The following is an 11417-nucleotide window of genomic DNA, read 5'->3' on the forward strand; positions in this document are numbered from 1 at the left end:
CCTCCAGTCGTACACTGAGCCCACATAAAGCCTGTCATAAGCAATGACATAAATAATAAAGTAATTTTTTTCATATTCTATATTAATATTTAGTTAAATTATACTGTGAAGCTAGCTCTAATTCAATCAAGTATGATATCTATAGACATGCAATCGATTAAGATCAAAAATACCTGCTAAACCGTAAGACACCATTTTTCTATGTATGACATTTACTAACTAATTTTTAACAAATCTTAGTACACTAAGCCCTTTATTTGTAGTTACTTGCAAAAAATAGTATCCCGATTTTAGATGCGACACATTGATTTTCGATTTATTATAGGAAGACATTATTTCTTGGCCAATGATAGAATACAGTTCTAATTTAATAATAGGCACATCAGATTTAACAATTAGCAAATTATCAACAGGATTAGTTGTTAACCTCGTTGTATTGATTTGAGCGCTGTTAAGTGACAGTGTATTTCCTTCAGTAATATGCAAGCTTTGATTTGGATTCACGTTATACAAAACATCTTCAATTCCACTCAACCATGTCACTTTAACGTAATCAATATTTGTAGCGTCACCCAAACCAAAAGACTTGGTAGATGAATTTTGTGACAAGTAACCTTCACCTAAATGCGTATACCTATATTGTTTATTGTTGTTTATAGAAATTTCAATAACAGCCCCAATACCATCTCTATTACTTTGAACCCCTTCTAGACTTACTTTCAACCAACTATTTGCAGTAACACTTTGGTTATTCCAAACAAACACATCCATATTATCACCATTATTTACGACAATATCTACAAGACCATCATGATTTAAATCGGCTGTAGCATTTGAATAACTTTCTCTATCATCTCCAGAAAAACCAGCATTAGACGGAATACTAAATGTCTCATTACCAATGTTTTCATAAAAAGCAGCAGAAAGAAGCCCTTCAGTACTGCCATCAAAATAGCCACTGACATACAAATCAACATCTTTGTCATTGTCTGCATCAAGAAATACAGCTCCCCATCCTATACTATTAAAACTGGTTCCAGACTCTGCTGTTGTATTTAAAAAGGTTCCATTAGTTTGATTTTTAAAAAGCACATTACCATTTGACGTATTCGTCACATAAATATCAAACCATCCATCATTATTGTAATCACCAATAGTTGTGGTCATCGCATCTATGGAAATATTAGTAAGAGAGGATTCGCTTACATCGGTAAAGGTGCCATTTCCATTATTCAAATACATAATGTTGGCATGATTGTATTTATCATTTGAAATATAAATATCTTGAAAGCCGTCGTTATTTAAATCAAAAAAAACGGAACAAAAGGACATATGTCCATCATTTGAAATCCCTGCAAAACCACTTTCATCTGTAAACGTGTTATCACCATTATTTTTGTACAGTATATTTGGAACAGCTTCACTTCTATTGCTTATGAAAACATCCAAAAAACTGTCATTATTATAATCTCCCCAAGACGCACCATACGAAAACATATTATTTGTGTTCATACCAGATATTTCAGAAATCTCTTGAAAAACAAGACTTCCTGTATTTTCAAACAACTTATTCCCACTAGTATCACTTGTTACAAATAGATCTTTATCGCCGTCATTATCAATATCTACCCAATTAACTGCTTTTGTTTGAATATCTAAATTAGGCAAATTAAAAATTTGCTCTACAAAATTACCATTAACATTTTTAAAAAAACGAACCGCTTGACCCACACCTGTTGTTAAAGTAATATCATCCCACCCGTCATTATCAAAATCTGCTAACGACAGTCCATTTCCCAAAAAAGTAACCCCAGAAGACACATCCATTCCCATACTAGTGGCCTCATTTTCAAATACAATTTGAGCATCCAAATCACCAATACATAACGATAAATAAATGATTATGAAGTGTTTATATTTCAAAAGTTCTTCTTTTTACGTGTAAAATACTCGTTTAAAATTATGAAAAAAAAAAGGACTTTTCAGTCCTTCTTTTTAATAAAAGTTTGAAATTTATTAATTTTATTGATGATCAACAAACGTGTCCATAACCGCATCACTTACACCCATATTACTAAAACCACCGTCGTTATAAAGGTTTTGTAATGTCACACGTTTGGTTAAATCACTAAATAAGGTAACTGTATAATTTGCACAATCCAAAGCAGTAGCATTTCCTAAAGGAGACATTTTTTCGGCATAAGCTATAAACCCATCAAAGCCTTTAACTCCAGAACCAGCTGTAGTTGGTGTTGGTGATTGCGAAATCGTGTTTACTCTTACTTTTTTATCTCTACCAAAGAAATAACCAAAACTACGTGCTATACTTTCTAAATAAGCCTTATTATCTGCCATATCATTATAATCTGGGAATACACGTTGTGCAGCCATATAGGTTAAAGCAACGATACTTCCCCATTCATTCATTGCATCTTGCTTATATAAGGTTTGCATTACTTTATGAAAAGACATAGCAGATACATCTGTCCCTTTTTGAGTCCAAGCGTAATTTTGATCTGTATAGGCTTTTCCTTTTCTTACATTAATGGACATCCCTATAGAATGTAAAACGAAATCTATTTTACCACCTAAAATCTCCATAGATTGCGCTACTAAATTTTGAAGATCTTCTTCAGAGGTTGCGTCAGCAGGAATAACTTGAGAACCTGTTTTTTCAGCCAATTCATTTATTTGTCCCATTCTCATTGCCACTGGTGCGTTTGTTAAAACAAATGTACCGCCTTCTTCATGAACGCGTTCTGCTGTTTTCCAAGCTATAGAATTTGCATCTAATGCTCCAAAAATGATTCCTCGTTTTCCTTTTAGTAAATTGTAAGACATGTTTTTATATTAAGTTATTAGTTGTTGTTTTTTATATGTTCAAATATAGTATTAATTGAGTAATTGCTTGGCATGTTCCATAGCAGAGCTAGAAACATTAGTACCTCCAAGCATTTGAGCAATTTCTACGATACGCTCTTCTGGTGTCAATTTTTTAAGTTGTGTTTGAGTTAAATCATTAACATCTTCTTTAAACACTTTAAAGTGATGATCTCCTTTGGCAGCAATCTGAGGAAGATGCGTTATCGTAAAGACTTGCATTGCTTTACTCATATCTTGCATTATAATTGCCATCTTATTAGAAATCTCACCAGAAACCCCAGTATCTATCTCATCAAACATAATGGTTGGCAACTGTGTGTAATTTGATAAAACATGTTTTATTGCAAGCATAATACGAGATAATTCTCCTCCAGAAGCCGCCTTTTTTAGATCATTAAACTGTCCACCTTTATTGGCCGAAAACAAAAATTCCAACTCATCTATTCCGTTAGCTAAAAACAAATCAGATGTTTTTAACGCCATACTAAACTTGGCATTTGGCATTCCTAGTGTTCCTAAAATGGACTCCAATTGTTTTATTAACTTCGGAATAACTTTATTCCTATTAGAGTGAATGGTTTGTGCTACCAACACTAATTTATTTTTAAACAGCTCTTTTTGATTCTCTTTTTCTGAAATGTGAGCATCTAAATTTTCTGTTTCCAAAACTTTATTTGATAAGTCTTCTCTTATATTAATAAGCTCTTTGACGCGAGACGCTGAATGCTTTTGCATTAAATTATGAAGCACCTGTAGTTTTGTGTTCACCACGTCTAAGCGATTAGGATTTGCCTCAAGCTGATCTTCTAAGTTTTCAATTTCAGAAAAAACATCATCCAATTCAATTAAACTACTATCTATACGATCATAAATAGATTGATATTGCGCACCAAAACCTACCAACTTAGACAGATGTTGTTTTATGTCTCTTAAGTTTGATGCAATACCCACGTCTTCGTCGCTTAACAATTGATGAGATTGACCTAGTTTATCTTTTATCTCTTCTACGTTATTAAGTGTTTCATATTCGGTTTCAAGCGTTTCCAATTCGCCATCCACTAACTTCGCTTCTTCTAATTCTTTTAATAAGAACAAATTGTAATCAAGCTCTTTAAGCGCTTCTGCCTTTTGATTTTGGAGTATTTTAATTTCCGAAGTGATACTTTTAAACCCTTTTAATTCTGAAATGTACCGACTCAAATTCTCGTCATTATTGGCTAGTGCATCAATAATTTGAAACTGAAAATCATCATTAGTTAGTTGTAATGTCTGGTGTTGTGAATGGATGTCTAATAAGTGCTCGCCTAATACTTGTAGATCATCTAATTTAACGGGAGTATCGTTTATAAACGCTCTCGACTTTCCTGACGGGAGTATCTCTCTCCTTAAGATAGTAACCGATTCGTAATCCAAATCTCGATTTTGAAATAATGGCTTTAGTTTGTATTTAGCAATATCAAAAACACCTTCAATAACACATTTTTTTGATGAATCTTTAACACTAGCTAAATCTGCCCTTTTACCTAATATAAGCGACAACCCACCTAAAAGAATAGATTTCCCTGCTCCTGTTTCTCCTGTGATAATAGTAAGTCCATTATTAAAGCTTACTTGAAGTTCATCAATAAGTGCGTAATTTTTTATGGTAAGTTGTGTAAGCATAAAGTTCTTTAATGTAAAGTAAAATTAACCAAAATACTTATGGTAATAACTAAAAGCTTAGAAATTTATATCGCGCCACTTTGAGGCATGCATTGGTGCTATTTTGGTTAATGTAGATATCAAATCAGATACATTAACAGTTGGTCCTCCACTAAATACTTGTTGTATTTCATCAGATTTTGTATCAAAAAACACACGCATCAAAAAAGAATTAGGCCTCTTATTGTTCATGCTTTGCAAACTTCTTATCGTCTTAGCTATTGTCTCTTTAGCTTCTTTAGGATTGGCATTCATTTGATCCAAGCCATCTCTGTGATACGAATACAATACTTCTCTATACTCTTTAAATGTTGGAGATAATATATTATCAATTAAGATAAAACGTGTTTGTCTTCCATCTTCAAGCTTCCAACCTTTAGCATTGTTTTGTTGCGAGTAATTTAAAATAGTTTGTGCTTGTTGAAAATGCTCATCACCTCCATTTGGGCTAAACGTATCTGCATCCAAACCTAAAATCATATATACATGAAATGAAAGAACCGATATTAGATTAGATTCAAATTGTGTTGGATTGTATACAAAATTCTGAAATTCTAAATATTGAAAGTCAAAATCTTGATCATTAAAATTATAGGTAGGCGATCCATAGGTTGATCCAAAAACTGGTCTCGACGATTGCACTTGAAGAGTGGCTTGAAATCTGTCTGTATCATAATCGACTATTGTAACGACCATAGTACAATCTATACGCTCTTGATTTTTGTATGATTTATTAGTCCATTGTGTATTATTCACAAATTCTCTAAGTTGACGCTCTAAGGTTTTGAAAACTTGAACATTTTCGTTACCTGTTTGTTGTGCATTTACAACCACATTGCAATTTAACTCTTGAGACCAAGACATCGTAACTACTAATATTAAAAAAATATATAAATACTTATGCATGTGTTTGTTTTAAAATTTGTTGCAATAAATCCTGTGCTACTTCTGTCTTAGATTTTAACTCATGAGCAATAATTTCATGAGACGCAGTTATAAAAGTAACTTTATTTGTTGAACCTCCAAAACCTGCTCCTATATCATTTAATGAATTCAACACAATTAAGTCTAAATTTTTAGATTCTAATTTCCCTTTAGCATGTTCCAATTCGTTATTAGTTTCTAATGCAAAACCGACTAAGAACTGCTGTTTTTTAATCGCTCCCAAGGACTTTAGAATATCTTTAGTTTTTTCTAACTCAATAGTAAACGTTGATTCCGTCTTTTTTATTTTTTGCGCTGCAATATTTTTTGGTCTGTAGTCTGCAACTGCCGCAGACAGCACAGCGATATCTACATTTTTAAAATAATTATGACATGCCTCATACATCTCTTGAGCACTTGTTACACGAATTACATTGATAAGACTATGAGATACAGTTTGATGAGATGGTCCAGAAACCAATATCACCTCAGCGCCTAAATTCGCAGCTGCTTTGGCGATTTCAAAACCCATTTTACCACTAGAATGATTTCCAACAAATCGCACAGGATCTATAGATTCGTAAGTTGGACCCGCTGTAATTAATACTTTTTTATGGCGCAGTGGTAATTTCCCTAGAATATCATTTTCAATAAAGGTAACAATATCTTCAGGTTCGGCCATACGACCTTCTCCAACAAGACCACTTGCTAATTCTCCAGATGTTGCTGGAATCATGACATTTCCGAAGGTATTTAATTTTTCAAAAGAATTTTTAGTAGATTGGTGTTTGTACATATCCAAATCCATTGCTGGAGCAAAATATACTGGACATTTCGCCGAGAGATAAGTCGCCATCAACAAATTATCAGAAGTACCATTTGCCATTTTTGACAAGGTATTTGCTGTAGCTGGAGCGATAACAAAGACATCTGCCCAAATACCTAATTCTACGTGATTATTCCACATAGCATTTTCGTCATCCTCATTAGTAAACGAAGAATATACTGGGTTTTTGGATAATGTGGATAAGGTTAAAGGGGTAATGAAGTCTTTAGAAGCAGGCGTCATAACGACCTTTACGTTTGCGCCTGCTTTTATAAAAAGCCTAACTAGGCCAGCTGTCTTGTAAGCAGCAATACCAGCAGTAATGCCGAGTAATATGTTTTTGCCGCTTAATATTGAAGACATACTTATATTATTCCTGAACGTCGTCGTCAGTATTTCTGTAATAGATTTTATCATCTAACCATTCTTGAACTGCTAAAGCATGTGGCTTTGGCAATTTCTCGTAGAATTTAGACACTTCAATTTGCTCTTTGTTTTCAAAGATTTCCTCAAGACTGTCATTGTAAGTTGCAAATTCCTCTAATTTGTCAACTAACTCACGTCTAATGTCTGTGTTAATCTGTTCTGCCCTTTTAGCGATTACAGAAATTGCTTCATAGATATTATCTGTGGTAGCATCGATAATATTTCTATCGTACGTTTCTGTTGATACAGGAGCATGTGTCTTCTTTAAATCCATTGTATGTGTAAATTAACTTTTTGTATTATATTGTTCAAATGCAGTGGTCATTTCTTCATTCATTTTATCTGCTTCTAAAATTAATTCAGAATTTGGATAAAACTTTTTAAATGTCGTGTAATAATTTATTGCAGTGTTTAATCGTTCTTCTTGTTTTGTATTGATACTATTGATTCCTAATTTATACGCAGAATCTAATCTGTAAAACATGGCTTGCTCTCTAAAGCTTGTTCCTGGAAAATCTGCTAGAAAATTATCAAATGCTTTTATCGCAGCTAAATAATCTGAAGATTCGAAATAAGCAATATTATTATATTGTTTAGCAATTTCAAATGCCTTACGCTCTAATTTGTAATCTAATTCTCTGATTAATACATTCGCTTGAGGTAACAATTCTGAGTCTGGATATTTATTTACAAACAGTTGAAATCTTTCTAGTGCATGAACAGTTTCTTGTTGATCTTTGCTATACACAGGTGACACTTGGTAAAAGCTTTTTGCTGCTAGAAACGACGCTTCTTGTACTTTTTCACTTGCTGGATAACTACTTTCAAAACGATTTAACTGATACCCTGCAGTAACGTAATCTCCCATTTCATAAAATGACCTGGCATACATGTACATTAATTTTTCAGCTTGAGGTTTACCTCTATATTTTGGAACTATTTGTGTGAAAAGCCTATTAGCTTTAGACCATTTTCCTGCATCAAACAGTTCTGTCCCCAAATTAAACTTGGTCGCAGTATCCTCAGATTTAAGCGCTTTTTGAAATTCACTACAGGAACTCAAGACTATAGATATAGCTAGTAAATAAAATAATTTCTTCATAAATAAAAAACAGGTTGCAAAAGTACGTATTTATAACGTATAATAAAAACAAATATGCTGTACTCAGTAATAACCAAAAATAGCCCATGAATTTAGGCTCTCATTATGATTAAGTAATTTTTAACTTTTAAATTAAGATTCAATTTCTTGAAGTGCCAATTTTATATTTTGTTTAAGTTGATTTGAAGCTTGAACCAAAGGCAATCTCACGATTGCTTTTGATAGTTTCAAAGCTTCTAAAACAGCTTTAATACCAGCAGGATTATTTTCAGAAAATATAAGAGCCGTTATGTCCATTAATTTAAAATGAATCTTATAAGCTTCTTTTGCATTTCCTTCTAATCCTAAATTAATCATCTTAGTAAATTCTTTAGGAATTGCTTGTCCTAAAACAGAGATAACTCCAGCTCCACCCGCTAAAATAATACCTAAAACGAGATCATCATCCCCAGAAATAATCAAGAAATCTTCTGGTTTATCACGAAGTAATTTTAAATATTGGTGCACATTATTACCTGCTTCTTTTACTGCTATTATATTTTTAAAATCCTTTGCCAACCGCAATGTAGTTTCTGTAGACATGTTAGAAGAGGTACGTCCAGGTACATTGTACAAAATAATATCTATGGGTGACACCTCAGAAACTGCTTTGAAGTGTTGATAAATCCCCTCTTGTTGTGGTTTACTGTAATATGGTGAAACTGATAAAAGCGCATCTATCTGGGATAAATCTGTTGCTTTAATTTCATCTATTACATTTACGGTACTATTACCTCCAATACCCAAAACCAACGGCACTCTACCCTTATTTACTTTAGTAATTGTTTTTATAATAGCTGTCTTTTCAGCCTGAGTAATCGTTACACTCTCTCCAGTTGTACCGCTAATAACAATATAGTTTGTACCGTTGTCAATATTAAAATTTACCAAGTTTGCCAAGGCAATATGATCTACGGTTAGATCTTCATTAAATGGAGTAATAATAGCTATCCCTGTGCCATGAAATTTTGTCATTTATAATTTATTTAAAACTGTTAAATATTTTTTTAGTTCATCTTTAAAAACTGAAAATTCTTTGGGTTTTACATCTATCATTAAATCAAATAAACGCTCATCTTCATTTGTTAATCCCACTTTGAAATTAGCTTTTGAAGATGCCGTAATCAGATTAAGCTCAAGATGATTCTCTTTGTAATAACTAATTAAAACATCAAATTTTGTATCTACAAAAATTTGTAAGTCAATATTATTGATCTTTCCTTTCCAACCGAAATCTTTTGGATTAAAATACGTATCCCAAAGCTCATTTGTATCTTTTGTGTCTTCTACAAAAGCTATAATTTTTGTTTTCGCTGCCTGAATTCCTAAAGACTTAAAAAACAACCTAAAAGATTCAAAATCAGAAAACTCGCTTACACTCAAGATAACACCAACTGTATTCATTTTATTATTGCTAACTGCAACTTGTCGCGCACTTAACAATTTATTGATGTATTTTTGATTTGATTTTTCTTTAAATACCTTTAAAATCATTTATATTTATGCTTTATACAAATGTAATAAAAACACCTAGTAAGACATTCTAAACATCCTATAATAAAATTTATGAATTATAAATATGTAATACTCTTATTTTCAATTTTAATTTTAAGTGCTTGTAAAAAACAAGAGGTTTATCTAAATAAAATTGAAGGCACACAAATCAACATTTCTGATAGCCTTGAAATTAACCAGAATATAGAGGACTTCGTTAAACCATACCGCGAGCGTGTTAACGCGGACTTGGATAGTGTGCTTGCTTACGCTGTTGATACGTATTCAAAAAGTGATGGCGATTACAATACCGCAATTGGAAACATGTTGGCAGATGCCGTTTATGAACAATCTAACCCTATCTTTAAAAGTAGAACTGGAGAGGCTATTGATTTTGTATTACTTAACCATGGAGGTATTAGATCCATAATCTCTAAAGGCGACATTACTACGAGGACTGCTTATGAAGTAATGCCTTTTGATAATTCTGCTGTGGTAGTAAAATTAAAAGGAACTCAAGTTAGAGAGCTTGTTAAATACTTAGCTAAAGGCAAACGTGCCCACCCTATTTCACGACTTAATATTGTTTTAGATGCCGACGGAAATCTTAAATCTGCAACACTAGATGGCACACCATTAGATTTTAGCAAAACATACAACGTAGCTACCAATGATTACCTATATAATGGAGGTGATCGTATGGACTTTTTTAAGACTAATGATAGTTTATATGTGCTAGATTATAAAGTTAGGAATGTACTTATTGATTATTTCTCCAAAATTGACACCCTTAATCCGGTTATTGACAACCGATTTATTAAGCTTAAAAAATAATTATGCAAAGAAGACAATTTTTACAACAAACAGCAGCTGCTTCAGCATTAGTAGGACTTAGCGGATTTGGGTTAACATCCTTCACTCCTGCAACATCTAAAAAAATAACCATATTACATACCAATGATGTGCATAGTCACATTGATGCTTTTGGACCTGATGACGGAAGAAACCCTAATCAAGGAGGTGTAGCTAGGCGTGCAAGTTTGGTTGAATCGATTAGAAAAGAAAACCCAAATACTTTATTATTAGACGCTGGTGATATTTTTCAAGGCACACCTTACTTCAATTATTATGGTGGAGAATTAGAGTTTAAGCTCATGAGTATGCTTAAATATGATGTTGCAACCATTGGAAATCATGATTTTGATAATAGTATAGAAGGGCTTTACGCTCAATTACCACATGCTAAATTTGATTTTGTATCTGCTAATTACGATTTTTCAAATACAGTCATGGATACGCACGTAAAACCTTATCGTACTATCATAAAAGATGGCATAAAAGTTGGGATTTTTGGATTAGGTATTGAACTCAACGGTTTGGTAGAAAAACGCATGTATAAAGAAACAGTCTATTTAGATCCTACAGAAGCTACTCAAGAAATGACAAGGATTCTAAAAGAGGATGAAAAGTGTGATCTGATTATCTGTTTATCCCACTTAGGATATAACTACAGAGAACCTTCTCAAAAAATATCTGATTTGAAACTTGCAAAAACTACTAAAGACATTGACCTTATTATTGGTGGTCACACGCACACATTTTTAAAAAAACCAACGGTTGTGAGAAATTTGGAAGGAAAAAACATGCTCGTTAATCAAGTAGGTTGTTACGGTATCAACCTAGGAAAAATAGATTTCTATTTTGATAGCGATAAAAATATAGCAGCAAACGGTACGTCTATTATTGTCTAAATAACTCACTTTTTTTAGCACAAAAGCTATTACAAAAATATAGTCTTATAAATTCAAAGTAATTTGACGTAAATAATCTATGGTGTAAATGACATATTTGCTACAACGACTTATATAAAAAATACACTGAAAACAGGTGTTAGTAGAAACACGATACTAATTGACTTTCTAAAGTAGGAGTTTAAATTAAAGGACATGGTGGCCTTCTATTTTATGCTGATTTCACAACATTCATATGGCCATTAATAATGGTGCTACTTTAGACCACGGA

11 protein-coding genes are annotated in these 11417 nt (G+C 32.7%); 2 read left to right on the forward strand and 9 right to left on the reverse strand.

Going from position 1 to position 11417, the window contains the following annotated elements; all coding sequences use genetic code 11:
• Positions 1-219 precede the first annotated feature (219 nt).
• The 9 genes from ACJAZK_RS13735 to ACJAZK_RS13775 all read right to left on the reverse strand — a co-directional run bounded on the left by ACJAZK_RS13735 (position 220) and on the right by ACJAZK_RS13775 (position 9395).
• The gene (locus ACJAZK_RS13735) at positions 220-1923 is read right to left on the reverse strand and encodes an FG-GAP-like repeat-containing protein (protein ID WP_415224515.1); all 1704 of its coding nucleotides are present in this window, start codon (positions 1921-1923) and stop codon (positions 220-222) included.
• A gap of 99 nt (positions 1924-2022) precedes the next feature.
• On the reverse strand, positions 2023-2841 hold the full coding sequence (locus ACJAZK_RS13740; RefSeq protein ID WP_415224516.1) for an enoyl-ACP reductase: 819 nt from the start codon (positions 2839-2841) through the stop codon (positions 2023-2025).
• A 51-nt stretch (positions 2842-2892) separates the two neighbouring features.
• Positions 2893-4545 (reverse strand): DNA repair protein RecN, encoded by a 1653-nt coding sequence (recN, locus tag ACJAZK_RS13745; protein WP_415224517.1) that lies wholly within the window; start codon positions 4543-4545, stop codon positions 2893-2895.
• Between the two features lie 57 nt (positions 4546-4602).
• Entirely contained in the window at positions 4603-5490 is an 888-nt protein-coding gene (locus ACJAZK_RS13750) for a DUF4835 family protein (RefSeq protein ID WP_415224518.1), read from the reverse strand.
• A complete protein-coding gene (coaBC, locus tag ACJAZK_RS13755) occupies positions 5483-6697 on the reverse strand; it encodes a bifunctional phosphopantothenoylcysteine decarboxylase/phosphopantothenate--cysteine ligase CoaBC (protein ID WP_415224519.1) in 1215 nt (404 codons plus the stop codon). Before coaBC ends, ACJAZK_RS13750 begins: the two co-directional genes overlap by 8 nt.
• Positions 6698-6704: 7 nt before the next feature.
• A complete protein-coding gene (locus tag ACJAZK_RS13760; protein ID WP_028871844.1) occupies positions 6705-7034 on the reverse strand; it encodes a DNA-directed RNA polymerase subunit omega in 330 nt (109 codons plus the stop codon).
• A gap of 12 nt (positions 7035-7046) precedes the next feature.
• Positions 7047-7862, reverse strand: a complete 816-nt coding sequence (locus tag ACJAZK_RS13765) for an outer membrane protein assembly factor BamD (RefSeq protein ID WP_415224520.1) — start codon at positions 7860-7862, stop codon at positions 7047-7049.
• Between the two features lie 132 nt (positions 7863-7994).
• On the reverse strand, positions 7995-8876 hold the full coding sequence (dapA, locus tag ACJAZK_RS13770; RefSeq protein ID WP_415224521.1) for a 4-hydroxy-tetrahydrodipicolinate synthase: 882 nt from the start codon (positions 8874-8876) through the stop codon (positions 7995-7997).
• Positions 8877-9395: a DUF6913 domain-containing protein gene (locus ACJAZK_RS13775; protein WP_415224522.1), complete on the reverse strand. Its 519-nt coding sequence runs from the start codon at positions 9393-9395 to the stop codon at positions 8877-8879.
• Between the two features lie 72 nt (positions 9396-9467).
• Between ACJAZK_RS13775 and ACJAZK_RS13780 the strand changes: the two genes are divergently transcribed.
• Positions 9468-10229: a 5'-nucleotidase C-terminal domain-containing protein gene (locus ACJAZK_RS13780; RefSeq protein WP_415224523.1), complete on the forward strand. Its 762-nt coding sequence runs from the start codon at positions 9468-9470 to the stop codon at positions 10227-10229.
• A gap of 2 nt (positions 10230-10231) precedes the next feature.
• On the forward strand, positions 10232-11146 hold the full coding sequence (locus ACJAZK_RS13785; protein ID WP_415224524.1) for a bifunctional metallophosphatase/5'-nucleotidase: 915 nt from the start codon (positions 10232-10234) through the stop codon (positions 11144-11146).
• Positions 11147-11417: the final 271 nt, after the last annotated feature.

It is taken from the genome of Psychroserpens sp. (assembly GCF_047633235.1).
Lineage (GTDB): Bacteria > Bacteroidota > Bacteroidia > Flavobacteriales > Flavobacteriaceae > Psychroserpens.

What these genes read in the sequence shown, in the direction of transcription:
- ACJAZK_RS13750 (WP_415224518.1), bottom strand. Translation starts at nt 5,490, where the DNA reads ATGCATAAGTATTTATATATTTTTTTAATATTAGTAGTTACGATGTCT.
- coaBC (WP_415224519.1), bottom strand. Translation starts at nt 6,697, where the DNA reads ATGTCTTCAATATTAAGCGGCAAAAACATATTACTCGGCATTACTGCT.
- ACJAZK_RS13780 (WP_415224523.1), top strand. Translation starts at nt 9,468, where the DNA reads ATGAATTATAAATATGTAATACTCTTATTTTCAATTTTAATTTTAAGT.
- ACJAZK_RS13760 (WP_028871844.1), bottom strand. Translation starts at nt 7,034, where the DNA reads ATGGATTTAAAGAAGACACATGCTCCTGTATCAACAGAAACGTACGAT.
- recN (WP_415224517.1), bottom strand. Translation starts at nt 4,545, where the DNA reads ATGCTTACACAACTTACCATAAAAAATTACGCACTTATTGATGAACTT.
- ACJAZK_RS13775 (WP_415224522.1), bottom strand. Translation starts at nt 9,395, where the DNA reads ATGATTTTAAAGGTATTTAAAGAAAAATCAAATCAAAAATACATCAAT.
- ACJAZK_RS13765 (WP_415224520.1), bottom strand. Translation starts at nt 7,862, where the DNA reads ATGAAGAAATTATTTTATTTACTAGCTATATCTATAGTCTTGAGTTCC.
- ACJAZK_RS13785 (WP_415224524.1), top strand. Translation starts at nt 10,232, where the DNA reads ATGCAAAGAAGACAATTTTTACAACAAACAGCAGCTGCTTCAGCATTA.
- ACJAZK_RS13740 (WP_415224516.1), bottom strand. Translation starts at nt 2,841, where the DNA reads ATGTCTTACAATTTACTAAAAGGAAAACGAGGAATCATTTTTGGAGCA.
- dapA (WP_415224521.1), bottom strand. Translation starts at nt 8,876, where the DNA reads ATGACAAAATTTCATGGCACAGGGATAGCTATTATTACTCCATTTAAT.